Source organism: Mesorhizobium sp. B2-1-3A (assembly GCF_006442655.1).
GTDB lineage: Bacteria > Pseudomonadota > Alphaproteobacteria > Rhizobiales > Rhizobiaceae > Mesorhizobium.
The window spans coordinates 280,799-305,041 of the sequence record NZ_VFWK01000002.1 but is presented as its reverse complement, the minus strand read 5'-3'; the positions used below and the strand labels follow the sequence as shown (position 1 = coordinate 305,041).

Genomic DNA, 24,243 nt, shown 5'->3' with positions numbered 1-24,243 from the left:
TCACTTTGGATGTCTGAGACGCGGATTGGCGACGATCGCCGCTATGTCCGCGATGATGTTGAGGCTGATATAGACGGCGGCGAAGATCAGGCCGACCGCCTGCACCACCGGCACGTCGCGCTTGGTGACGTGGTCGACCAGATACTGCCCCATGCCGGGATAGACGAAGATCACCTCGACCACGACCACGCCGACGATGAGATAGGCGAGATTGAGCATGACGACGTTGATGATCGGCGCGATCGCGTTCGGGAAGGCGTGCTTGCGGATGACCGCGAAGGCCGAAAGGCCCTTGAGCTCCGCCGTCTCGACATAGGCCGACTGCATGACGTTGAGGATCGCCGCGCGGGTCATGCGCATCATGTGGGCGAGCACCACAAGGGTGAGCGCCGTCGCCGGAAGCGCGATGGCCTGCATCCGCTCGCCGAACGGCATGCCGTCATAGACGGTCGAGATGGCGGGGAAGATCTGCCATTTCACGGCGAAGAAATAGACCAGGAGATAGCCGATGAAGAATTCGGGGAAGGAGGTGGAGGCGAGCGCCAGCCCGGAGATCAGCTTGTCGACCCAGCCATTGCGGTAGCGCACGGCGATCAGGCCGAGGATGATCGCCAGCGGCACCGCCACGATCGCCGCCCAGAAGGCGAGGAACAGCGTGTTCCACAGCCGGCCCTTGATCGAGGTGGCGATATCCTGGCCGCTCGACATGGCCGTGCCGAGGTCGCCGGTCAGCACACCGCCGAGCCAATGGAAATACCTGACATAGGCCGGATCGTTCAGCCCGAGCTGCTCGCGTAGGTTGGCGAGCGACTCCGGTGTCGCCGATTGTCCGAGAATGGCTTGCGCGACGTCGCCGGGCAGGATCTGTGTGCCGGCGAAGATCAGGACCGATATGGCCAACAGAAGGAGGATGCCCAGCGCAATGCGCTGGGCGATTAGTTTCAGGATGGGTGAAGACATCTCTGCAAAGCCGGACTCAGGCCTGCAGCCAGCACTTCGCCAGGGCGTAGCCGTTCATCAGTTCCTGGTGCGGATCGTCCACCCAGCCATCGACCTTGGCGCCGGTGGCGTCGATGAACTGGTTAAACATCGGCAGGATCAGGCCGCCTTCGTCGCGCACCAGCACAGCCATGTCGTGGTACATCTGCTTGCGCTTGGCCTCGTCGAGTTCGGCGCGCGCCGCCAGCACCATCTTGTCGAAGTCCGGACGCATGAAGCGCGTGTCGTTCCAGTCGGCGGTCGACAGATAGGCGGTCGAGTACATCTGGTCCTGCGTCGAACGCCCGCCCCAGTAGGAAGCGCAGAAGGGCTGCTTGTTCCAGACTTCGTTCCAGTAGCCGTCGCCGGGTTCGCGCTTGAGCTCGATCTTGATGCCGGCCTTGGCCGCGCTCTGCTGGAAGAGCTGGGAGGCATCGACCGCGCCGGGGAAGGCAACGTCCGAGGTCCGCAGCAGCACAGTGCCGTCATGGCCCGACTTCTTGTAGTGGAACTTGGCCTTGTCCGGATCGTACTTGCGCTGCTCGATCTCGGTGAACAGCGGGTAGGCGGCGTTGATCGGGAAGTCGTTGCCGAGCGAGCCATAGCCGCGCAGCACCTTGGTCAGCATCTCCTCGCGATCGATAGCGAGCTTCAGCGCCATTCTGAGGTCGTTGTTGTCGAACGGCGCCGTGTTGCAATGCATGATGAAGACATAGTGGCCCGGACCCGCATGGTTGCGGATGGTCACGCCCGGCACGCGCTTGATCAGGTCGACAATCTTTGGCTCGACGCGGTTGATCATGTTGACCTGGCCGCCCTGCAGGGCCGCCGTGCGCGCCGTCGCGTCATTGATGACGATGACTTCGATCTGGTCGGCATGGCCCATCTTGTCGCCCTGCCAGTAGTTGGCGAAACGCTCGCCGCCATGGCGCACGCCGGGCTCGTTGGTCTTGACCACGTACGGGCCGGCCGAGATGCCGGCATCGGGCTTGTCCTTGCCGCCATTAGGCTGGACGATCAGGTGATAGTCGCTGAGCAGGTAGGGCAGGTCGGCATTGGCCTCTTTCAGGGTCAGCACCACTTCCTTGCCGCTGGCCTTGATGGTCTCGATGCCCTTCATGTAGCCGAGCGCGCCGGATTTCGACTTCTCGTCCGAATGGCGCTCGAGCGTGGCGGCCACGTCCTCGGCGGTCACGGTCTTGCCGTTGTGGAACTCGACGCCGTCGCGGATCTTCAGCGTCCAGACCTTGGCGTCCTTGGAAGAGCCGATGTCTTCGGCGATGCGGTTCTCGAGCTTGCCGTCGGGGGACAGCTCGACGATCATTTCACCCCAGCACTTGCCGAAGGCGAACGGCACCTGCGTCATCATCAGTGCCGGATCGAGGCTGTTGGTGGATTCACCGCCGACCAGGCCGGCCTTCAGCGTGCCGCCCTTGACCGGGCCTGCCGCGCGCGCCGCACTTGAAAGAAGCGAGTTGGCGAAAGGTGCGGCGATGCCGAGTGCCGCCGCCCTGCCGAGAAAGTCGCGACGGCTCAGCTTGCCCGCTGCGACACGCCGGCTAAGGAATTCCAGTTCGTTTGACATATTGAGTTCCTCACTCTGTTGGTTCGACTCTACGGTCGATTTTTGTTTTTAATTCTCCCTGAATAATGAGGGTAAGCCAATGCCGTAAGCAAGACCGAATGCGACATGCCGTGGCGTAAATCGTACGTCGCATTTGGACCAACGCCTTGGGATCTCAAACGAGCGCGCGTGGAATCTTTTCCTCGAAATTGCGCTCGAAGACGATTTTTTCACCCTCATAGGCTTCGATTCTCGCGCTTACGATGAAGTTTTCCGCGTCCGACCGCATCTCTGCCCATGTCTCGGTACGGACCGACCATTCATTCCGCGACAGGGTCTGGGTCCAATGGGTTTTTCCCGAGGCGGACAGCGGATCGTCGGGATGGATCGCCCAGGTCTCGCGGACGACGCTGCCGTTGACCAGGCCATGGTCGAGATCGCGCACTTCGCCAAAATCATCAGATATGGAAAGCGTGACGATCCCCGTCTTTTCGTCGCGATCGACATGGCGCTCGGAATTGGCTGGCCGGACTGTTTCCGTGGCCCAGGGCGCAGCGCCTTCCGGTTCGGCGAACGTCGTTTCGTCGCCGGTCGCCAGCGGGCGCAGCGGCAGGGCCAGCGTCGCGGCCGACAAGGCGAGTTGCGCCGGCTGCGGCGAGGGCCAGATGACAGGCCAGTAGGCGTTCGACACCGCGATGCGCAGCCGGTGGCCCGCCGGCACGCGATAGGCGCATTGATCGAGCACGACGCGCGCCGACACGGTTTCGCCCGGCACCAGCGCCTGCGGAAATTCGTGCGACACCCGGTGCGTCAGGTTGAGCACGCCGTAGGAGATCAGTTCCGAAGCGCCGTCGGGATGCACGTCGCACAGCCGGATCGCGATGTTGGCCTGTGGGCGGTCGCAAGAGAACGTGACCTCGACTTCCGGCGCACCGACGATGTCGATCACCTCCGTGAGCAGCGGCTGATCAAAAAACACCGACAGCGCATCGTCGGGGCGCTGGTCGCCCGGCAATTCCGGTCCGAAGGTGAACGGAAAATATTCGCCGCCGGCGAGGCCGCAATTCTGCGGCGAGGCGACGATGGAAGGTTGGCTCCCCTTGGGGAGCAGATCGATCGTCTGGATCTTGATGGTGGGCGAGGGCCATTGTGTCTCGGCCACCCAGCGGCCTGGCCGCTCCGGGTGCCAACGTGCCGGGCGCACGCTGTCCATCACATAGGCGCGGTAGGCGGGATCGTCCTCGACGCCGGTCTCGGCGCCTTTCAGCCAATGGTCCCACCAGCGCAGGGCCTCCTGCAGAAAGCCGATGGCCGGCTGGGGGCCGGCATAGTGCGGATATTTGTGGATCCACGGGCCGACGATGCCCTTTACCGGCGCCTCGATGTTGGTCACGAGGTGCGAGATCGTGTTGCGGTAGCCGTCATGCCAGCCGCCGATCGACAGCACGGCGGCATGAATGGCGGAAAAATCCTCGCAGATCGAACCGCGTTTCCAGTAGGCGTCGCGGTGCTGGTGCTTCAGCCACAGCGGTGCAAGGAACGATTGGTTCTCCAGCCGGGTCAGCCACAGGTCCCGCCATCTGTTGTCGCCGGCGATCAGCGGATCCGGCGGCCGCGACGAATAGGACAACATCGTCGAGGCCCAGCCGAAATTCTCGATCAGCAGGCAACCGCCCTTGTAGTGGATGTCGTCGGCATAGCGGTCGACGGTCGAACACAGGCTGATCACCGCCTTCAGCGCCGGCGGCTGCTTGGCCGCCACCTGCAAGCAGTTGAAGCCGCCCCAGGAGATGCCCATCATGCCGACATTGCCGTTGCACCAGGGCTGGGCCGCCGCCCAGGCGATGACGTCGCAGGCGTCCTGCAATTCCTGCTCGGAATACTCGTCGTCCATCAGCCCTTCGGAATCGCCATTGCCACGCATGTCGACGCGGATCGAAGCGTAGCCGTGGCCGGCAAAATAGGGATGCGTCAGCTGGTCGCGAAAGATGGTGCCGTCGCGCTTGCGGTAGGGCAAATGCTCGAGGATGACAGGCACCGGATCGTCGCCGGCATCTTCCGGCATCCACACCCGCGCCGACAGCCGGCAGCCATCCGGCATGACGATGCCCATGTCAGGAAATTCGACGACTTTGCGGGGGAATTCGGTAATGGTTTTCATGGTGCGCATAACGCCCCGCGGCACGGCAACTTTCAATCGCAATTCGCGACTGGAGCAGCGAAATATGCGACCTGTGCTGCTACCTGCTCTACACGCTCAGTTGAGCGGAATATCGTTCTCGGCCTTGCTCGCTTGGTACGCTTCGGACAGTTCGTCGTAGCGTGCCGAGATCGTGCCGATGCGCGTCTCCAGCCGCCGGCGTTCGGCCTCAGGCAGCGCCCGCACCAGCCTGCGGATCGAAAAACTCTTCCAGTAGGCGTTCTCGGCATTGTAGCCGCCGGGATCGAGGGTGAAGACCTCTTTCAGGATTTTCAGATCGTGCGGGATGGCGAAACTGTCGCGCGAATCCTCGTGGCTGAAGAGATAGTAGAAATTATCGAAGCCGGTCCAGGTGATCGCAGACAGGCAGAGCGAGCAGGGTTCATGCGTGGCGATGAACAGCGCGTCCTTGGTGTCGACACGCTCAGCCCTGGGCATTTCGTAAAACCGCTTCAGGCAATGCACCTCGCCATGCCAGAGCGGGTTTTCGATCTCGTTGTTGGTTTCGGCCAGCACCAGCGAACGGTCGTCCTTGCGCAGGATCGCCGCGCCGAACAGCTTGTTGCCGTGGGCGACACCTTCCGCCGTCTTCGGCACGATGTCGTGCTCGATGACGTCGAGCAGGCGGTCGATCAGCGAAATGTCGGTCATGACGGGGGCTCCTGCTGCATGCCGGCCAAAGGTGCCCCGGTCTTGGGGTGGCGACATGCACAAAAATCAAGGGAGATGGATCTCGTAGGCGTGCGAGAAATGAAACTCTTCGAGGTTGGAGCCGTCGCCGCCACGGTCGACGATCAGGAAATCCTGAGCCTCGCCGAGCGGCGTCAGCACGCCGTGCCAGAGGTTACGGGAATAATTGATGCCTTGTCCCGGCGCGGTGATGAAGGCATGCGGTTCGCCCGGCCCCTCCTTGCCGTCATGGCAGACGACGACCAGGAACGGGCGCGGCGACAGCGGAATGAAAGCCTGGCTGCCGAAGGGGTGACGCTCGACCATGGTCAGCTTCAGTGGCAGTTCGTAAGGCGCGCCGCGCACCATGGAGATCAGCACGCGGGCGTTCGGTCCCGCCGCCTCGGCGGTCGCCAGGTCATGGTAGCGCTCGGCCCTGCCGCCATTGATCGGGTAGTGGTTGTCGCCGCCCATGTCGATGACATCACCGAATTCGGCAAAGGCCTCACGGGTCAGCGGCCGCGCGACGATATGAGCCAAGATGGGGCGGGTCACCGCGAGCGGCCGCCAATGCCAGCCCCGCCGAGCTTGGCGTGCCGGTTGACGTCCTTGTAAAGCAGATAGCGGAATTTGCCGGGGCCGCCGGCATAGCAGGCCTGCGGGCAGAAGGCGCGCAGCCACATATAGTCGCCGGCCTCGACCTCGACCCAGTCCTGGTTGAGGCGATAGACCCCCTTGCCTTCCAGCACATAGAGCCCGTGCTCCATCACATGCGTCTCGGCGAACGGAATGACGGCGCCGGGCTCGAGCGTGACGATGGTCATGTGCATGTCGTGGCGCAGATCGGCCGGATCGACGAACCGTGTCGTGGCCCAGCGGCCTTCGGTGCCAGGCATCGGCGAAGGCGCGATATCCTGCTCGTTGGTGAAGAAGGCTTCAGGCGTTTCGAGACCGTCGACCGCTTCGTAGGCCTTGCGAATCCAGTGGAAACGGACGGCAGCCGTGCTTTCGTTGCGAACTGTCCAGCCGCTGGACGGCGGCAGGAAGGCGAAACCGCCTGGTCGCAAGACATGCTTCTTGCCGCCGAGCAAAACGGTCAGTTCGCCTTCGACAACGAACAGGGCGCCCTCGGCGCCGGCATCGGGCTCCGGCCGCTCGCTGCCGCCGCCGGGCGCGACCTCGACGATGTATTGCGAGAACGTCTCGGCGAAGCCGGACAGTGGGCGCGACAGGATCCAGACGCGGGTCTTGTCCCAGAACGGCAGGGCGCTGGTGACGATGTCCTGCATCACGCCTCTGGGGATGACGGCGTAGGCCTCTGTGAAGACGGCGCGGCCTGTCAGCAGTTCGGATTGACCGGAATGGCCGCCATGCGGCGCGTAGTAGGTTCGGTCGGGCATCCTGATTGTATCCATGGTTTCAAACCTATTGCGGTAGCATGTCCTTGAGGCGGAGCAGCGCGATGCGCTCGACCTGTTTGCAGGCGGTTTCGAATTCGACGCCGCGGCTGTTGCCGATGCGCGCCTCGAATTCCGCCAGGATTTCCTCCTTGGTCTTGCCTTTCACCGCGATGATGAAGGGGAAGCCGAAGGTGGTGACGTAGGCGGCATTGAGCTTGGAGAACAGTTCGCGTTCCTTGTCCGTCAGCGCGTCGAGGCCGGCCGAGGCCTGTTCCCGGGTCGATTCCGCCGTCAGCCGCTTGGCCTTGGCCAGCTTGCCGGCAAGGTCCGGGTGTGCGTTGAGCACACCGAGCCGCTCGGTTTCGCTGGCGGCACGGAAAACGCGGCAAAGCGCATTGTGCAAGCCACCTGCCGTATCGTGCGCCGGCCCCAGTTCCAGTTCGTAGGCCCGTTCGGCAATCCACGGCGAATGCTCGAACACACCGCCGAACGTGTGGACGAATGTCTCGAATTCCATCTTCGAAGGCCTGAGCGCCGCCGGCTTGTAGGGATGGTTCTCTTGCCAGTGGCGGGCGATGTCGATGCGCCGCGCCAGCCAGACCTTGTCGTGCGACTTCACGTAGTCGACGAAGCGCTTCAGCGCCGCGACCCGGCCCGGCCGCCCGACGAGCCGGCAATGCAGGCCGATATTCATCATGCGCGGCCGTCCTGCCTTGCCTTCGGCATAAAGCGTGTCGAAACTGTCCTTGAGGTAGGCGAAGAACTGGTCGCCCGAATTGAAGCCCTGCGGCGTGGCGAAGCGCATGTCGTTGGCATCGAGCGTATAGGGGATGATGAGCTGCGTGCCGCTTGCATGCTCGAACCAGTAAGGCAGTTCGTCATCATAGGTGTCGGAGACATAGTCGAAGCCGCCTTCCTCGGCGACCAGACGCACCGTGTTGACCGAGGTGCGGCCCGTATACCAGCCGGTCGGGCGCTGGCCTGTCACTTCGTAATGCAGCTTGATCGCCGCTTCGAGGTCGCCGCGCTCGTCCGCGGCGCTGTGGTCGCGGTAGTCGATCCATCTCAGCCCGTGCGAAGCGATCTCCCAGCCGGCGTCCTGCATGGCCGTCACCTGGTCGGGCGAGCGTGCCAGCGCGGTGGCGACGCCGTAGCAGGTCACAGGCACTTGCTCCTCGCTGAACAGGCGAAGCAGCCGCCAGAAGCCGGCCCGCGCGCCATATTCGTAGATCGATTCCATGTTCCAGTGGCGTTGACCCACCCAGGGTGCCGCGCCGACGATTTCCGACAGGAAGGCTTCCGATGCCTTGTCGCCGTGGAGCACGCAGTTTTCGCCGCCCTCTTCGTAATTGACCACGAATTGTACGGCGACATGCGCGCCGCCAGGCCATTTCGGATCGGGCGGATTGGCTCCGTAGCCACGCATGTCTCTTTCGTAACGCATCGTCCCTCCCGCCGGGCATCGCCCGAGGTATGATCAGGATATCGAAAGGGTGCTTCTCGCATTCCCCCGAAAATTTTTGAAAGTGTTTTTGTCGCGCTCCGCTCGACCGGGACTTATGCATCGCCTTTAATTGGCGCACAATTCATCACTGTTGTTCTGATGTACCTGGATGGGAGGCGGCCAATGGCTGAAACGTCGAAAGCCGATGGCGGGCGCCTGACGACCCATGTGCTGGACACGGCGACCGGCAAGCCGGCGGCCGGACTGTCGATCGCACTCTATCGTCTCGACGGTTCGGCCAGGACACATCTGAAGACTGTCGCAACCAATGCCGATGGCCGTTGCGACGCGCCGCTGCTGGTAGGCACTGAGTTCCGCACCGGCGAATACGAACTGGTGTTCGCGGCCGGCGACTATCTGCGCGGCCAGGGCACAAGGCTGCCCAAGCCCGCTTTTCTCGACAGCGTGCCGATCCGCTTCGGCATGGCGGAGGCGGTGCACTATCATGTACCCTTGCTGATCTCGCCCTACGGCTATTCGACCTACAGGGGGAGCTGAGGCATGGCCAAGGTCACACTCCGAAACGAAATCCGCTTCATCCTGAATGGCAGGGATGTCGTGCTGTCGTCGGTTGCGCCTGACGCGACCCTGCTCGATTGGTTGCGGCTCGACCGCTCGCTGCGCGGCACCAAGGAAGGTTGCGCCGAGGGCGATTGCGGTGCCTGCACGGTGCTTGTCGGCAAGCTCTCCGCCGGCGGGCTGGTTTATGAAAGCGTCAATGCCTGCATCCGCTTCCTCGGCTCTCTCGACGGCACCCATGTCGTGACGGTCGAGCATCTGCGCGGTGAGCCCGGTAAGCTGCATCCCGTCCAGCAGGCGATGGTCGATTTCCACGGCTCGCAATGCGGCTTCTGCACGCCGGGCTTCGTCATGTCGCTCTATGGCCTGTGGATGAAGTCGCCGGACCCATCGAACGCGGCCATCGAAAAGGCCTTGCAAGGCAATCTTTGCCGTTGCACCGGCTATGAGGCGATCATGCGCGCGGCGCACGCCATCTCCAGCTACGGCAAGGCGGCAAAAGATCCGCTGGCGGTAGAGCGCAAGGCGATCACGGCGAGGCTGGAAGCCATGCATGACGGCGCCCGTATAGAGATCGAGTCGGGCAAGAAGCGGCTCATCGTGCCGGCCAATGTCGATGACTTCGCCGCCATGCTGGACAAGGAACCCGGCGCCACGGTCGTTGCCGGCTCCACCGATGTCGGCCTGTGGGTGACCAAGCACATGCGCGACATCTCACCGGTGATCTTCATCGGCAATCTCGACGGGCTGCGCACCCTCTCCGAGGACAAGGGCGTCATATCGATCGGCGCCGGCGTCACCTACACGGAAGCCTTCTCGACCCTGGCCAAACGCATCCCGGCGCTCGGGCCGCTGTTCGATCGCATCGGCGGCGAACAGGTGCGCAACATGGGCACCATCGGCGGCAACATCGCCAACGGCTCGCCGATCGGCGATACGCCGCCGCCCTTGATCGCGCTTGGCGCGCGCCTGACGCTGCGCAAGGGCAAGAAGCGGCGCACGATCCCGTTGGAGACCTTCTTCATTGCCTATGGCAAGCAGGACCGGCAGCGGGGCGAGTTCGTTGAGGCGGTACATGTCCCTGTCCCGGCCAAGGACACGAAGTTCGCGGTCCACAAGATCACCAAGCGGCGCGACGAGGACATCACGGCTGCCCTCGGCGCCTTTTTCCTGACGCTGGCCAGGGACGGCACGGTCGCGGAGGTGCGCATCGCCTATGGCGGCATGGCGGCGACGCCAAAACGGGCGTCTTTCGTTGAACAGGCGCTCCTCGGCAAGCCCTGGACCGAAGAGACGGTCGAGGCGGCGATGGCCGAATACGCCAGGGATTTCACCCCGCTCACCGACATGCGGGCGTCGGCCGAATACCGGGCTCTTGCGGCCAGGAATCTGTTGCTGCGCTTCTTTGTCGAAACCACCGGCACCAGGGCACCATTCCAGGTGTCACGCAACGAGGCTGCCTGATGAACAAGCACGCCACGTCAAATCTCAAGGCCGAGAAGATCACTGGCGGCGTTGCCACCGATCAGCGGCATGATTCCGCCCACAAGCATGTCAGTGGCACCGCCGTCTATATCGACGACATGCCGGAACCGGCGGGTACGCTGCATGTTGGGCTGGGCCTGTCGAAAGTTGCGCACGGCACCCTGAAGAGCATCGACCTTTCGGCGGTGCGGACGGCACCCGGCGTGGTCGACGTGCTGACTTATGCCGACGTGCCCGGCGAGAACGATGTCTCGCCGAGCGGCATGCATGACGATCCCGTCCTGGCCGAAGGCAAGGTGCAGTTTTTCGGTCAGCCGATCTTCGCGGTCATCGCCGAAACAAGGGAAGCGGCGCGCCGTGCCGCGCGACTGGCCAAGATAGAATATGACGAACTTCCAGCCATCCTCGGCATCTGGGGTCTGGATCCGGCCAAGGACAGGCAGGTCACCACGCCGCTCACCTTGCGGCGCGGCGACGCGGCCGCCGCCATCGCCGCCGCGCCCCGTCGGGTGAAAGGGCGCATGAAGCTTGGCGGACAGGACCACTTCTACCTCGAGGGCCAGGTCTCGTTGGCGGTGCCCGGCGAAGACGACGAGGTCACCGTCTATTGCTCAACCCAGGGGCCGAGCGAGACCCAGCACCTTGTCTCCCATGTGCTCGGCGTGCCGAGCCATGCGGTGACGGTCGAGGTTCGGCGCATGGGTGGCGGCTTTGGGGGCAAGGAAACGCAGGCCAACCAGTGCGCGGCGATCGCCGCCATTGCCGCCAAGAAGCTGAACCGTGCGGTCAAGATCCGGCTCGATCGCGACGAGGATATGACTGCTACCGGCAAGCGGCACGACTTCGCCATCGACTATGAAGTCGGCTTCGACGACGAGGGCAATATCCTCGGCGTCGACTTCATGTTCGCGCTCAATGCCGGCTTCTCTGCCGACCTGACCGGTCCGGTCGGCGACCGCGCGTTGTTCCATTGCGACAACGCCTATTTCTATCCGAATGTCCACGCCAAGTCGGCGCCGCTCTACACCAACACCGTTTCCAACACCGCTTTCCGCGGCTTCGGCGGCCCGCAAGGCATGATCGGCGCCGAGCGCGTCATCGACGAGGTCGCCTTCGCCGTCGGCAAGGATCCGCTCGAAATCCGCAAGCTGAATTTCTACGACCCGATGGAGGCGATCGGCGGCCGCAACGTCACGCCCTATCACCAGAAGGTCGAGGACTGCATCATCCAGCGCATCGTCGCCGAGCTTGAGGAGATTGTCGGTTACGCACGGCGTCGGCGTGAGATCCAGGCCTTCAACGCCAACAGCCGCTTCATCAAGCGCGGCCTGGCGCTGACGCCGGTCAAGTTCGGCATTTCCTTCACCAAGACCGAGTCCAACCAGGCCGGCGCGCTGGTGCATGTCTATGCCGATGGTTCCGTGCACATGAACCATGGCGGCACCGAAATGGGGCAGGGCCTGCACCTCAAGGTGGCGCAGGTTGTCGCCGAGGAGTTCCAGATTGACCTCGAGCGCGTGAAGATCACCGCGACCACCACCGCCAAGGTGCCGAACACGGCGCCGACGGCCGCGTCCTCGGGCGCCGATCTCAATGGCATGGCGGCGCAGAACGCCGCGCGCCAGATCCGCCAGCGGCTGACCGATTTCGCCGCTGAGAGATACCAGGTCCCGGTCGACCAGGTGGTGTTCCTGCCCAACCGGGTGCGCGTCGGCAACCAGGAGGTCTCCTTCAACGACCTGGTCAGGCAGGCCTATATTGCACGCGTCCAGCTTTCGGCCGCCGGCTTCTACAAGACGCCGAAGATCCACTGGGACCGCAGCAAGGGCCAGGGCCACGCCTTCTATTATTACGCCTATGGCGCGGCCTGCTCTGAAGTGTCGGTCGATACCCTGACCGGCGAATATGTCGTCGAGCGCGCCGACATCCTGCATGACTGCGGCCGCTCGCTGAACCGGGCGATCGACATCGGCCAGGTCGAAGGTGGCTTCATCCAGGGCATGGGCTGGCTGACGACGGAAGAGCTTTGGTGGGACGACAAGGGCCGGCTGCGCACGCATGCGCCGTCGACCTACAAGATCCCGCTGGCGTCGGATCGCCCGAAGATCTTCAACGTGGCATTGACCGACTGGTCGCAGGCCTATGAGCCGACCATCCATCGCTCCAAGGCCGTCGGCGAGCCGCCGCTGCCGCACGGCATGTCGGTGCTGCACGCCCTGTCGGATGCGGTGGCCAGTGTCGCCGATCATAGAATTTGTCCACGCCTTGATGCGCCCGCGACGCCAGAACGCGTGCTGATGGCGATCGAGAGGTTGAAAGCGGCAAAACCGGCCTGATCGAGCCTTAACGTGCAAATCGGGCCGAAAAACGCTATATTTCCCGGGTGGGAATGCAGACGATGAACTCGAACGTGCAAAGCCTGAAAGCCTTCCTCGCCAGTGCCGGCCGGCTTGCTCTGGTCGAGGTGGCGGGCACCAAAGGCTCGACGCCGCGCGAGAAGGGCGCCTTCATGCTCGTCTCGCAAACGGCGATTTTTGGCACGATCGGCGGCGGCCAGCTCGAATATATGGCCATCGACAAGGCCCGGCAGATGCTTTTCTCCCCCCTCGAGGGGGGTGAGAAGCGATCGGTCGAAGACCGAGAAAAAGCCAACGATTTGGCTTTTTCAGCGACGAACGCCCGGAGCCATAGCGAAGGGCAAACCGCAAAGCGGCCAGAGGGGGGCCTCTCAGGAGGCACCGCTGGGGCGTCGAGCACTGCCGCGACGATCCCACCCGGCGGCTTCGCCGCCACCCTCCCCTCAAGGGGGAGGGGAACCCGTATCGAGGTCGACGAAATCTGCGCTACCCTCGACGTTCCGCTCGGACCGGAGATTGGCCAGTGCTGCGGGGGCCGTGTCGAGGTGCTGATCCGCCTGATCGACAGGGCAATCGAACAGAGGCTGATTGCCGACGCTGAAGCCGAGGAAGCCCATCTGCCGCATGTCTACATCTTCGGCGGCGGTCATGTCGGCCAGGCGCTGGCGTCGACGATCGCGCTCCTTCCCGTGCACGGTGTCGTCATCGAGACACGGGCCGAGGCGCTGGAGGGCATGCCGGAAACCGTTGAGACGCGGCTGACGCCGATGCCCGAGGCCGAGGTGCGAAACGCCCCTGCCGGCACGGCTTTCGCGATCCTCACCCACGACCACGCACTGGATTTCCTGATCGTCGCCGAAGCGCTGAAACGGAACGACGCTGGCTATGTCGGCATGATCGGCTCGAAGACCAAGAAAGCGACGTTCAAGAACTGGTTCCTGAAGTCGGCTGAAGGCAGCGAAGCCGAATTCTCCAGCCTCGTCTCGCCGATCGGCGGCGACGCCGTCAAGGACAAGCGCCCGCCAGTCATCGCAGCACTTGCCGCTGCCGAGATCATGACGGCGCTGGTGGTTCACAGCGCTTCGTCAAATGCCAACCGTCAGGTCCAGCAGGACAATATCATGGCCGGTTAGCCAAGGGCTGCTTGTTGGCCTGCCTGTTTTAATCGCAGGAAAAATGCATTTGCGGTATCCACCCGGCGTTGCTGCATGAGGTGAGGATAGATGGACGTTCTGAAAATCGCGGCCTTCTCGGATGGCAACACCGGCGGCAATCCTGCCGGGGTGCTGATAGGCGACGTCTTGCCCGATGCGGCCGAGATGCAGCGCCTGGCAGCGGAAGTCGGGTTCTCGGAAACCGCCTTTGCCGCGCCGGATGGAGAAAGCTGGCGGGTTCGCTATTTCTCGCCGGAAACTGAAGTTCCCTTCTGCGGTCATGCCACTATCGCCTTGGGGGCCGCCCTTGTCCGGCGGTTCGGCGACGGGATTTTCCCGCTGATCCTCAACCAGGCCAGCATCACCGTCGAGGGTTTTCGCGATGGCGCGACTATCGCCGCCGCGTTGCAGTCGCCGTCGACACGCAGCAAGCCGGCGGCGCCGGAGCTGATCGCCGAGGCGCTAGCGCTGTTCGGCTATGCCGCGACCGATCTCGATCCGGCGATTCCGCCGGCACTGATCCATGGCGGCGCGGACCACCTTGTGCTGGCCCTCAAGTCGCGCGAGGCACTGGCGGCCATGCGCTACGATCTGAAAACCGGTCAGGCCTTGATGCGGGCCGCAGGGCTGGTGACGATCCTGCTCGCCTATGCGGAAACGCCGCGGCTGTTCCACACGCGCAATCCCTTTGCCTCTGGCGGTGTCTATGAGGACCCGGCGACGGGCGCCTCGACGGCCGCCTTTGCCGGTTATCTCAGAGACATCCGATGGCCGCATGGCGGCGCGATCGATGTCATCCAAGGCGAGGATATGGGCATGCGCTCGCGGCTGCATGCCGATATCCCGCCCGAGATCGGCAGCTCGATCAGGGTTTCGGGCAGCGCCCGGATGATGGACGAAGCATAGAAACCGCCGGCTCAGGCCGGCTGTTTCAAACCCAGATGGTCGCGCAACGTTCGGCCTTCATAGTCCCGGCGGAACAGACCGCGCCGCTGCAGTTCCGGCACCACCAGCGTGGCGAAGGCATCGAGCTCGCCCGGGAAATAAGACGGCATCACGTTGAAGCCGTCGGCGGCACCACCCTCGAACCGCGCCTGCAACTCGTCGGCGACCTGCGCCGCCGTGCCCACAATGCGCCAATGGCCGCGCGCGCCGGCGAAATGGCGGGCAAGCTGGCGGATGGAAAGGCCGTCGCGGCGCGATTGTTCGACGACCAGCGCCTGGCGGCTCTTCATGCCCTCGCTCTCCGGCAGTTCGGGCAGCGGCCCGTCGATCGGATAGCGCCAAAGATCGGAGATGCTGAGATAGCTGGAGAGCAGCGCCACGCCGACATCGTCGGGGATCAGTTCCTGCAATTCCTCATGCTTCTCGCGGGCCTCAGTCTCGGTTTCCGCCACCACGGGCGAGACGCCGGGCATGATCTTGATGTCGTCAGGCTCGCGCCCATAGGTCGCCATGCGTCCCTTGAGATCGTCGTAGAAGGCCTTCGCTTCCTCGAAGGTCTGCGCCGCCGTGAACACCACGTCGGCAGTGCGGGCGGCAAGATCGCGGCCGACATCCGAGGCGCCGGCCTGGACCATGACCGGCGCGCCCTGCGGCGAGCGCGGCAGGTCGAGCGGGTCGCGCACCGAAAAGCTCTGGTCGTCGTGGCCGGACGCCTTGCCGTGCCAAAGGCCGGTGACGACCTCGGCGAATTCGCGCGCTCGTTCATAGCGGTCGGCATGGGGCTTGAGACCTGTCGCACCGAAATTGGCGGCTTCGATCGGACTTGCCGAAGTGACGAGGTTCCAGCCGGCGCGGCCGCCGCTCAGATGGTCGAGCGACAGAAACGTCCGCGCCAGGCCGTAGGGCTCGTTGTAGCTTGTCGAGGCGGTGGAAACGAGGCCGATGCGGCTGGTCTGCACGGCCAGCGCCGAAAGCAGGCTGATCGGCTCGAAGCCGATCGAGCGCGACGTCTGGCTGGCGATGCCGACATTGGCCTCGCGCAGCCCGGCGGCGTCCTCGCAGAAGATCATGTCGAACTTGGCCGCTTCCGCCGTGCGCGCCAGCTGGATGTAATGGTCGATGTCGATGCCAGCCGTCACATGGGACTTCGGATGGCGCCATGCGGCGATGTGGTGGCCTGTTGCCCACAGAAAGGCGCCGAGCTTCATCTGCGCGCTCATTGCTCACCTCCGCCGGCAAGGCCAAGATGCGAGCGCAACGTCGTGCCGTAATAGGTCTCTCGAAGAAGGCCGCGGCGCCGCAACTCCGGCGCGACACGATTGATGAAATCGTCGAATACCGAAAGCTGTGACAACTGGATGCTGAACCCGTCGCAGCTTCTTGCGCGAAATTGGGTTTCCAGCCTATCGGCCAAGGTGGCCGAGCTGTCATCGGGCGCTAGCGAGATATTCGTCAGCACCTTCACAGCATCCGGATCGCGCCCAGCCGCCGTGGCGCGACGCTTCAGATCATCATAGCGTACTTTCGCGTTCTCGACCGACCCGCTCTCCAGCAAGATGACATCGGCGATGCGGGCCGCAATATCCAGGTCAGGCTCCGACAGACCGGAGAACACTAGCACCGGCGTATCCTGCGGCGAACGCGCGACGTTCAGCGGCCCGCGCACGGAGAAGAACTCGCCCCTGTGGTCGAGCAGGTGCATTTTTTCGGGATCATGGAAGCGTCCGCCGGTCTTGTCGAACAGCAGCGCATCCGCATCCCAGCCTTGCCACAGGCCCTGAACGATGCCGATATATTCCTCGCCGCGGCGGCGAAAGTCGGTGTCGGAAAATCCTTCCGGCCGGCTGAAATTCGCGGCCTCGCGAGGGCTCCGCGCCATCGTCGCGTTCCAGCCGGCGCGGCCATGGCTGATGATATCGAGCGAAGCGAAACGGCGCGCCAGATTGTAGGGCTGGTGGGCGACTATCGAGGCCGCCGCGACCAGTCCGATCCGGCTCGTCACCGTTGCCAGCGCGGCGAGTAAAGTCGTTGCTTCGAAGGGCATCGGATTGTTCACTGTACCGCTGTCGGAAGCCGGGGCGGAATCGGCAAGCAGCACCAGGTCCAGCGCTGCCGCTTCGGCTTGCTGCACAAACCGGACAAGGCGGCGGAATTCCGGTTCACCCGTTAGGTCGGAAGTCCCCGGCAACAGCGAAACGGCAAGATGCATTGTGGCGCCGTTGTCCATCGATGGTTCCTGCGAGACGAAATGGAGCCGGGACTATGTTCGCCGCCCGCAGCGATGGCAACCGCTGACGCTGGGCCAACTGCCGCTCACTTGCCGGCCAGCAATTGGTTTCCAGTCAGCCATCACTTACCAGCAAGAATGTCGTTGATCAGGCGCTGGCAGCGCTCGGCCATGAAATCCAGCAGCAGCCGCACTTTCGGGTCCTGCAGCTTCTTATGCGGATAGACCGCGGCAAACTGTACCGGCGTCGGTGGTGTGTTGGCCAGGATCACCTTCAATCGCCGGTCGCGGATGAACGGTTCGACCTCGAAGCGCGGCTTGTTGATGATGCCGCGTCCCGACAGCGCCCAGCCGGTCAGCACGTCGCCGTCATCCGTGTCGTAAGGTCCGTGCACTTCGAATTTCTGGGGCCCGGTGGGGGTCTGCAGCGTCCAGACATATTCGCGCGCGCCGGAATAGCGCAGCATCAGGCAGTCGTGCTTTCGTCCGATCAGCTCCTGCGGCTCCACGGGCTCGCCGCGCGCTTCCAGATATTTCGGTGCCGCCACCAGCACGCGCTCGCATTCCATGATGCCGCGCATCCGCAGGCTGGAATCCTCGATGATGCCAAGCCGGAAGGCGACGTCGATGCCTTCCTTCATGATGTCGACATTGTGGTCGGAGAGCCTCAACCGCACTTCGATATCGGGATACTTATCGTGGAAATCGGGAATGCCCGAGGCGACGAGCCGCCGGCCGAGGCCAAGCGGCGCGGTCACGCGGATGGTGCCGCGCGGCTGGCCGGAAAGTGCCGAGACGGCGGCCTCGGCCTCGGTGATGGCCTCCAGCACCTGCTTGGCGCCGGCGTAGAAAACCGTGCCATGTTCGGTCGGCATCAATTGCCGCGTCGTGCGATTGAACAGCCGCACGCCCAGATGCTTCTCCAACTCCTTGATGCGGTTGGAGGCGACCGCCGGCGAAATGCGCATGTCGCGCCCCGCCGCCGACAGATTGCCGAGTTCGACGACGCGGACGAAGACGGCGATGTTGTCGAGATAGGCCATACGGAGCACCTTCGCCGCTTTTCGGCGATCAGCCTAGTATTTTCCATTTTTTTTTGAAAGTCATCGTACACCTCGCCTCTTTCCGTTTGCGCGCCACACCGTAAAGTCACCCAATCGGCAGGGACGACTTCAATGATGGATTTCGCGATTTTCTGGGACTGGCTGAGCTTCGCCGTGCGGTGGCTGCATGTCATCACCGGCATCGCCTGGATCGGCTCGTCTTTCTATTTCGTCGCGCTCGATCTCGGCCTGCGCCAGCGTCCCGGCATGCCAGTCGGCGCCTTCGGCGAGGAATGGCAGGTGCATGGCGGCGGCTTCTACCACATCCAGAAATATCTGGTGGCGCCGGCCGAGATGCCCGAGCATCTGACCTGGTTCAAATGGGAGTCCTACGCCACCTGGCTGTCCGGTTTCGCCATGCTGTGCGTGGTCTACTATGCCGGCGCCGACCTGTTCCTGATCGATCCCAATGTGCTGCCGATGTCGGTGCCGGTCGGCATCCTTTTGTCCATGGCCACGATCGGCGTCGGCTGGGTGGTCTATGATCTGCTGTGCCGTTCGCCGCTTGGAAAAAGCGATACCGGCCTGATGCTGGTGCTCTACTGCGTGCTGGTGTTCATCGCCTGGGGGCTCACCCACCTGTTCACCGGGCGCGCCGCCTTCCTGCATCTGGGCGCCATCACCGCCACGATCATGTCGGCCAACGTCTTCATGGTCATCATTCCCAACCAGAAGATCGTCGTCGCCGACCTCATCGCCGGCCGCCAGCCCGATCCGAAATACGGCAAGATCGCCAAGCAGCGTTCGCTTCACAACAATTATCTGACGCTGCCCGTCCTGTTCCTGATGCTGTCGAACCACTACCCCCTGGCGTTCGGCACGCAGTTCAATTGGGTCATCGCCTCGCTGGTGTTCATCATCGGCGTGCTTATCCGGCATTATTTCAACACCGTGCACAAGCGTGCCGGCAATCCGCACTGGACGTGGCTCGGCGCCCTTGTCCTGTTCATCATCATCATCTGGCTGTCGACCGTGCCGAAGGTGTTGACCGGCGAACCGAAGGCGTCGGCTTCGGCGGAAGTCTATATCGCCTCGGCGCATTTCCCGGCGGTGCGCGACACCGTGCTCGGCCGCTGCTCGATGTGCCATGCTCAGGAACCGGTCTATGAAGGCATCTACCACGCGCCCAAGGGCGTGATGCTGGATACCGACGCCAACATAGCCGACCACGCCCGCGAGATCTATCTGCAGGCCGGCCGCAGCCACGCCATGCCGCCCGCCAATGTCTCGCAGATATCGGACAAGGAACGGGCGTTGCTGGTGGCCTGGTTCGAAGGCGCGGGGAAATAGGCATGACCTCGACACTTCTGCGCGGCCGCACGCTTTCCTTCGTGCGCTGGCCGCAGACCATCGATGACCATTCGGCCTGGCGTTACGAGGAAGATGGCGGCCTGCTGATCAACGACGGCCGGATCGTTGCATCAGGCGCCTATGCGGATGTCGAGAAACAGGCCGGCGAGGGTGTAAAAAAGATCGATCACCGGCCGCATCTTTTGCTGCCGGGCTTCATCGATACCCATGCGCATTTCCCGCAGATGCAGATCATCGCGTCCTATGGTGCCGAACTGCTCGACTGGCTGAACACCTATACTTTCCCGGAAGAGACGAAGTTCGCCAACGCGCAGCACGGCCGCCGCATAGCGCGCCTGTTCCTCGACGAGATGGTGCGCCACGGCACGACGACGGTGGTCGCCTATTGTTCGGTGCACAAGGCGTCGGCCGAAGCCTTCTTCGCCGAGTCGCATGACCGCAACATGCTCAACATCGCCGGCAAGGTGATGATGGACCGCAATGCACCCGACGGTGTGCTCGACACGCCGCAATCCGGCTATGACGACACCAAGGCGCTGATCGCGCAATGGCACGGAAAGGGGCGCCAGCATTATGCCATCACGCCGCGCTTCGCGATCACCTCCTCGCCGGAGCAGATGGAGATGGCCGGAGTGCTCTGCCGCGAGCATCCCGACCTGCACATGCAGACGCATCTGTCGGAAAACCACGCCGAGATCGCCTTCACCCAGGAACTCTACCCCTGGTCGCGCGACTACACCGATGTCTACGAGCATTACGGGTTGCTGGGCAAGAAAAGCCTGTTCGGCCACTGCATCCATCTGTCGGAGCGTGAGGCGGACGCGCTTTCGGACAGTGGCTCGGTAGCGGTGTTCTGCCCGACCTCGAACCTGTTCCTCGGTTCCGGCCTGTTCGATTATCAGCGCTACCGCACGCGTGACAAAGCCGTCAGGATCGCCGCCGCCACCGATGTCGGCGGCGGCACCAACTATTCCATGCTGCGCACCATGGACGAAGGCTACAAGGTGATCGCCCTGAACGGCGAGAAGCTCAACCCGTTCCAGTCCTTCTGGCAGATCACGCGCGGCAATGCCGAGGCGCTGTCGGTGGCTGACAGGATCGGCACGCTGGACGAAGGCACCGATGCCGACATCGTCGTCCTCGATGCCAGGGCGACGCCGGCGATGCGGCTCAGGATGGAAACGGCGCAGACGCTGGCGCAGGAACTGTTTCTGCTGCAGACGCTGGGCGACGACCGCGCCGTGCACGAGGTCTATGTCGCGGGGCGGGCTGCCAAGAGCGACATGGCGAGTTAGAATGTCAGGTGCGTTCCTTGCTTGACCCGGCGGCAGCCTTAGGTCAAAGCGTGCGGCGAAGTTGACAGGGGAACGACATGGCCGTTGCTGACGACATCGCACTGATCAGGAGACAGGAAGAAACCCTTGTCTTTCCCGCCTTCGACGAGGCCGTCGCCTTCAAGATCGGTTCAGCCATCCGCGAGCGTGCGCTCGCCGAAAACCTGCCCATCATCGTCGACATCAGGCTGTGGGACCGGCCGCTGTTCTATGCTGCCATGCCGGGGTCGAACGCTTCCAATCCCGACTGGGCGCGGCGCAAGATCAATGTCGTCAGGCGTTTCCTCAGAAGCACCTATCGCATGGTGCTGGAACAGCAGCGCCCGGACCGCACCTTCAAGGTCGGCGAGGGCCTCGACATCTCGGACTATGTGCTCGCCGGCGGCGGCTTTCCGGTCACCGTCAGGGGCGCCGGCGTCATTGGCGTGATTGCTGTGTCCGGTCTGCCGGAGCGTGAGGATCACGGCGTTGTAGTCGATGCGCTGTGCGACCATCTCGGTATCGACAGTCGTGGGCTGGCATTACCTTCGGAATCCGAATGACCGTGCGCGATCCCAAGGCCTTTCTCACCTCCATCTTCGAAGCCGCGGTGGCCGCCGCCGATCCGGAGCGGACCATCCGGGACCATCTGCCGGCGAAGCCTAAAGGCCGCGCCATTGTTATAGGCGCGGGCAAAGGCTCAGCGCAGATGGCGGCGGCCTTTGAGAAAATCTGGGATGGGCCGATCGAAGGGCTGGTCGTTACCCGCTATGGCTATGGCGCCAAATGCGAGCGCATCGAGATCATCGAGGCGGCGCATCCGGTGCCGGACGCCGCCGGCCTCGAGGCCTCGCGGCGCCTGCTCGCCAAGGTCCAGGGTCTCACTGAGGACGATCTGGTCGTGGCGCTGATTTCCGGTGGCGGCTCGGCGCTGCTGCCGTCGCCGGCCGCCGGCCTGACGCTGGCCGACGAGATCGCCGTCAACGAGGCGCTGCTCGCCTCCGGAGCGCCGATCGCGGCGATGAACACCATCCGCAAGCATCTTTCGACCATCAAGGGCGGCCGCTTGGCCGCCGCCGCATGGCCGGCCAAGGTGGTGTCGCTGGTTGTCTCCGACATTCCCGGTGATAATCCGGCCCTTGTCGCCTCCGGCCCGACCGTGCCGGATACCGGCAGCCGTCAAGACGCGCTGGCGTCGATATCGGCCTATGGCATGAACCTGCCGGCCTCGGTGATGGCGCATATCAATTCGCCGGCGGCCGATGCGCCGGATCCCGGCGATCGGCGCTTTTCGCGCAATGAGGTTCACTTGATCGCCTCGGCCGGTGTGTCGCTGGAGGCGGCGGCAGTGGAAGCGAAGCGGCAAGGCGTCGAAGCCGTCATCCTCTCTGATGCTATCGAGGGCGAAGCGCGTGAGGTTGGCGGAGTTCATGCCGCGATCGCGCGCGAAGTCGCGACGCGCGACCGGCCTTTCCAGAAGCCGGTGCTGATCCTGTCCGGCGGCGAAACCACGGTGACACTACGCGCCAAGGGAAAGGGCGGCCGCAATTCCGAATTCCTGCTCGCCTTCGCTGTCGGCATCAACGGTGCCGAAAATATCCATGCGCTGGCCGCCGATACGGACGGCATCGATGGCTCTGAAAACAATGCCGGGGCCTTCGCCGACGGCTCGACCGTGTCGCGCATGCGCGCGGCGGGTGTGGATGCCAAAGCGATGCTGGCGAGCAACGATGCCTGGACGGCCTTCAATGCGGTTGGCGATCTGTTTGTGCCTGGGCCGACCGGCACGAATGTCAATGATTTGAGGGCAATCCTGATCTGGTAGAGGGCATGCAGCGCTCTTCACACAAACGTTGGCGCTGCCCCTCATCCGCCTGCCGGCACCTTCTCCCCGTATAGTGACGGGGAGAAGGAAGCTAAGCGCACCCTTCTTGCCACGTTAATAGTTTGCGAAAGCGCCGATGACCGCGTCTTTCTCCCCGTCACTATACGGGGAGAAATGCCCGGCAGGGCAATGAGGGGCGGCGCCGACTGACAGCCAGATCAAGCCGCCATCAGCCGCTTCACCTCTCTCATATCCTGCAAAAACCGCTCGCGCTCCGCATCCTTCTCCGCCGGTTCCTGAATGCGCAGGATGAAGGACGGGTGGATGGTGATGAACACGCGCAAGCCGTCCTCGCGTTCGATGACCTGGCCGCGCATCTTCGTCACCGGGATTGCCTTGCCGAGCAATGACAGTGCAGCCGTTGCGCCGAGCGCCACGGCAAGCTCCGGCTTGATCAGCGCGAATTCCCTGTCGATCCACCAGCGGCAAGCCTGCACCTCACCTGCATTCGGCTTGGAATGGATGCGGCGCTTGCCGCGCGGTTCGAATTTGAAGTGTTTCACCGCGTTGGTGACGTAGACTTTCTGGCGATCGACGCCCGCATCGTCCAGTATCGAATCGAACACCTTGCCGGCCGGGCCGACGAAAGGTTTGCCGGCGAGGTCCTCTTGGTCGCCGGGCTGTTCGCCGACGAAGATGACGCTGGCGTTGTCAGGCCCTTCACCGAACACGGTCTGCGTCGCGTCGCGCCAGAGCGGGCAGCGGCGGCAGCCTTTCGCGGCCTCGCGCAACTCTGAAATGCTGCTGGCGTCGTCGTCTTCCTGCGCCTGCGTTGGTTCACGCTTCGGCCAATGCTTTGCCTGCACCTTGGCGTGATGCGGCGCTGGCGTCGTCGGCATTCTGGCAATCATCTCCTTGGCGGCCTTGTCCGCTCCTGCGATCAGATCTGGAATGAGCGAGGCCTCGGGAAGGTTCCGCCAATATTTCTTCGGCATCTCCTTCTGCATGGCTTTCACCTTCAGCCGTGCCGGATTGAAGATGTTCTCGAAATAGGTGCGCCACAGCGCCTCGGTGTCGTCTTGTGCTGGGGCATCGGCCTTGGCGGCGCCGGGTCCGATGGCCAGCCTTTCGCCGTCCCAGTCGGCCGAGGCGTGCGGCGTCAGGATCGTCCAGCGCATGCCGGTGAAGCGCCTGACGAAGAAATCCGCGTTGCGTTCGACGATGAAATGATCGGGCTCGAACCAGGCGACATAGCGCTCCTCGTCGCCGTCGCCGATCTTCCGGAAGCGAACGAAGGCATGCATCTTGTGGCTGTCGCGCCGCACCGCCTTTTCCATGGCTTCAAGCCGCCTGGTATCGGGATCCGATGCGATCGCCAGCAGCTTCGGCTCCGTGCGCAATCGCCAAAGCATCCGGTAAAGAAAGGCGAACCGGCCGGGGTCGGAATGGCAGAAGGCGGTTTCGGCACGCGCGATGAAGTCGCGTGATACGACCAACTGCGCACCGGCAGGAATGGCTGGCAAGTCCGTCTGGCCCTGGTCAGAGTTGGATACGGCATGCCAGCTGATGTCTTCGGGCCGGACCTCGTTCAACGCCAGCCGCCGTGCCGCGTCGCGCCAGCCGGCAAAATCAGTCTCGCTGTCGAGCCGCACACTATACCGGGCCAGGTTGAGCTCGGCCGGCCGCATG

The 24,243-nt window shown here is 63.5% G+C and carries 20 protein-coding genes; 9 read left to right on the top strand and 11 right to left on the bottom strand.

Translation table 11 applies throughout. The features are described from left to right. The 7 genes from FJ977_RS07985 to puuE all read right to left on the bottom strand — a co-directional run bounded on the left by FJ977_RS07985 (position 1) and on the right by puuE (position 8,255). A complete protein-coding gene (locus FJ977_RS07985) occupies positions 1 to 960 on the bottom strand; it encodes an ABC transporter permease (RefSeq protein ID WP_027055608.1) in 960 nt (319 codons plus the stop codon). Between the two features lie 16 nt (positions 961 to 976). Continuing rightward, positions 977 to 2,563, bottom strand: a complete 1,587-nt coding sequence (locus FJ977_RS07980; protein WP_140770197.1) for an ABC transporter substrate-binding protein — start codon at positions 2,561 to 2,563, stop codon at positions 977 to 979. A 154-nt stretch (positions 2,564 to 2,717) separates the two neighbouring features. After that, a complete protein-coding gene (locus tag FJ977_RS07975; RefSeq protein ID WP_140770195.1) occupies positions 2,718 to 4,703 on the bottom strand; it encodes a CocE/NonD family hydrolase in 1,986 nt (661 codons plus the stop codon). 96 nt (positions 4,704 to 4,799) lie between these two features. Then, positions 4,800 to 5,393, bottom strand: a complete 594-nt coding sequence (locus tag FJ977_RS07970) for a nucleoside deaminase (RefSeq protein WP_140770193.1) — start codon at positions 5,391 to 5,393, stop codon at positions 4,800 to 4,802. A gap of 66 nt (positions 5,394 to 5,459) precedes the next feature. Further along, positions 5,460 to 5,951 carry an ureidoglycolate lyase gene (locus FJ977_RS07965; protein WP_140771350.1) on the bottom strand — a complete coding sequence of 164 codons (492 nt, stop codon included), beginning with the start codon at positions 5,949 to 5,951 and terminating at the stop codon, positions 5,460 to 5,462. An 11-nt stretch (positions 5,952 to 5,962) separates the two neighbouring features. Continuing rightward, positions 5,963 to 6,826 (bottom strand): bifunctional allantoicase/(S)-ureidoglycine aminohydrolase, encoded by an 864-nt coding sequence (locus FJ977_RS07960; protein WP_140770191.1) that lies wholly within the window; start codon positions 6,824 to 6,826, stop codon positions 5,963 to 5,965. 10 nt (positions 6,827 to 6,836) lie between these two features. After that, positions 6,837 to 8,255: an allantoinase PuuE gene (gene puuE, locus FJ977_RS07955; protein ID WP_140770189.1), complete on the bottom strand. Its 1,419-nt coding sequence runs from the start codon at positions 8,253 to 8,255 to the stop codon at positions 6,837 to 6,839. Between the two features lie 183 nt (positions 8,256 to 8,438). On the opposite strand from puuE, the gene uraH reads away from it, so the two are divergent. From uraH to FJ977_RS07930, 5 genes are all read left to right on the top strand, one after another. Then, positions 8,439 to 8,813 (top strand): hydroxyisourate hydrolase, encoded by a 375-nt coding sequence (gene uraH, locus FJ977_RS07950; protein ID WP_140770188.1) that lies wholly within the window; start codon positions 8,439 to 8,441, stop codon positions 8,811 to 8,813. 3 nt (positions 8,814 to 8,816) lie between these two features. Continuing rightward, positions 8,817 to 10,298, top strand: coding sequence for a xanthine dehydrogenase small subunit (xdhA, locus tag FJ977_RS07945; RefSeq protein ID WP_140770186.1), 1,482 nt, complete (start codon positions 8,817 to 8,819; stop codon positions 10,296 to 10,298). Further along, the gene (gene xdhB, locus FJ977_RS07940; RefSeq protein ID WP_140770184.1) at positions 10,298 to 12,655 is read left to right on the top strand and encodes a xanthine dehydrogenase molybdopterin binding subunit; all 2,358 of its coding nucleotides are present in this window, start codon (positions 10,298 to 10,300) and stop codon (positions 12,653 to 12,655) included. Before xdhA ends, xdhB begins: the two co-directional genes overlap by 1 nt. Before the next feature lie 62 nt (positions 12,656 to 12,717). Further along, positions 12,718 to 13,809, top strand: a complete 1,092-nt coding sequence (xdhC, locus tag FJ977_RS07935) for a xanthine dehydrogenase accessory protein XdhC (protein ID WP_140770182.1) — start codon at positions 12,718 to 12,720, stop codon at positions 13,807 to 13,809. Positions 13,810 to 13,899: 90 nt separating this feature from the next. Next, positions 13,900 to 14,736 (top strand): PhzF family phenazine biosynthesis protein, encoded by an 837-nt coding sequence (locus tag FJ977_RS07930; protein WP_140770180.1) that lies wholly within the window; start codon positions 13,900 to 13,902, stop codon positions 14,734 to 14,736. Positions 14,737 to 14,747: 11 nt separating this feature from the next. Here FJ977_RS07930 and FJ977_RS07925 read toward each other — a convergent pair whose 3' ends face one another. The 3 genes from FJ977_RS07925 to FJ977_RS07915 all read right to left on the bottom strand — a co-directional run bounded on the left by FJ977_RS07925 (position 14,748) and on the right by FJ977_RS07915 (position 18,045). After that, positions 14,748 to 15,995: an LLM class flavin-dependent oxidoreductase gene (locus FJ977_RS07925; RefSeq protein ID WP_140770178.1), complete on the bottom strand. Its 1,248-nt coding sequence runs from the start codon at positions 15,993 to 15,995 to the stop codon at positions 14,748 to 14,750. Next, positions 15,992 to 17,002 carry an LLM class flavin-dependent oxidoreductase gene (locus tag FJ977_RS07920; RefSeq protein WP_140770176.1) on the bottom strand — a complete coding sequence of 337 codons (1,011 nt, stop codon included), beginning with the start codon at positions 17,000 to 17,002 and terminating at the stop codon, positions 15,992 to 15,994. The genes FJ977_RS07925 and FJ977_RS07920 overlap by 4 nt, the downstream gene beginning before the upstream one ends. Positions 17,003 to 17,124: 122 nt before the next feature. Continuing rightward, a complete protein-coding gene (locus FJ977_RS07915; RefSeq protein WP_140770174.1) occupies positions 17,125 to 18,045 on the bottom strand; it encodes a LysR family transcriptional regulator in 921 nt (306 codons plus the stop codon). A gap of 132 nt (positions 18,046 to 18,177) precedes the next feature. On the opposite strand from FJ977_RS07915, the gene FJ977_RS07910 reads away from it, so the two are divergent. The 4 genes from FJ977_RS07910 (at position 18,178) to FJ977_RS07895 (ending at position 22,554) form a co-directional block, all read left to right on the top strand. Continuing rightward, complete coding sequence (locus FJ977_RS07910) at positions 18,178 to 19,395, top strand: urate hydroxylase PuuD (RefSeq protein ID WP_140770172.1); 1,218 nt, start codon at positions 18,178 to 18,180, stop codon at positions 19,393 to 19,395. A gap of 2 nt (positions 19,396 to 19,397) precedes the next feature. Further along, positions 19,398 to 20,711, top strand: coding sequence for a guanine deaminase (guaD, locus tag FJ977_RS07905; RefSeq protein WP_140770170.1), 1,314 nt, complete (start codon positions 19,398 to 19,400; stop codon positions 20,709 to 20,711). Between the two features lie 77 nt (positions 20,712 to 20,788). Next, entirely contained in the window at positions 20,789 to 21,292 is a 504-nt protein-coding gene (locus FJ977_RS07900) for a heme-degrading domain-containing protein (protein WP_140770168.1), read from the top strand. Beyond that, on the top strand, positions 21,289 to 22,554 hold the full coding sequence (locus tag FJ977_RS07895; protein WP_140770166.1) for a glycerate kinase: 1,266 nt from the start codon (positions 21,289 to 21,291) through the stop codon (positions 22,552 to 22,554). The genes FJ977_RS07900 and FJ977_RS07895 overlap by 4 nt, the downstream gene beginning before the upstream one ends. A 218-nt stretch (positions 22,555 to 22,772) precedes the next feature. Here FJ977_RS07895 and FJ977_RS07885 read toward each other — a convergent pair whose 3' ends face one another. After that, positions 22,773 to 24,242, bottom strand: coding sequence for a UdgX family uracil-DNA binding protein (locus FJ977_RS07885; protein WP_140770164.1), 1,470 nt, complete (start codon positions 24,240 to 24,242; stop codon positions 22,773 to 22,775). Between the last annotated feature and the right edge of the window lies 1 nt (position 24,243).